The organism is Pseudoalteromonas sp. GW168-MNA-CIBAN-0100, from assembly GCF_040309225.1.
GTDB lineage: Bacteria > Pseudomonadota > Gammaproteobacteria > Enterobacterales > Alteromonadaceae > Pseudoalteromonas > Pseudoalteromonas arctica.
The window spans coordinates 1-362 of record NZ_JBEOOL010000232.1; the positions used below are offsets into that span (position 1 = coordinate 1).

At 46.1% G+C, this 362-nt stretch carries 1 pseudogene; it reads left to right on the top strand.

Going from position 1 to position 362, the window contains the following annotated elements:
* Window positions 1-14 precede the first annotated feature (14 nt).
* Window positions 15-362: pseudogene (locus tag AAEY62_RS20880) on the top strand (CoA-transferase subunit beta); the annotation flags it as partial.

The following is a 362-nucleotide window of genomic DNA, read 5'->3' on the forward strand; positions in this document are numbered from 1 at the left end:
GGCAGGACATTAAAATGACAGCAACTCAATACAGCTTGGCAGAATTAATGATTTGTGCCGCAGCAACCGCATTTGATAACGATGGTGAAGTGCTTGCCACCGGCATTGGGGTTATTCCGCGTTTAGCGGCGAGTATTTCTATGAGTACTAACAACCCAGATTTAATGATGACAGACTCAGAAGCCTACTTACTGAGTGAGCCAAATCCGATTGGCGCACGTGGCGATGATTTTGTACAGCGTAACGAAACATGGATGGGTTTTTCACGCATTTTTGACAATGTGTGGAGCCGTAAACGCCACGCCATGATAGGGCCAACGCAAATTGATAAGTACGGGCAAAGTAATATTTCAGCCCTAGGG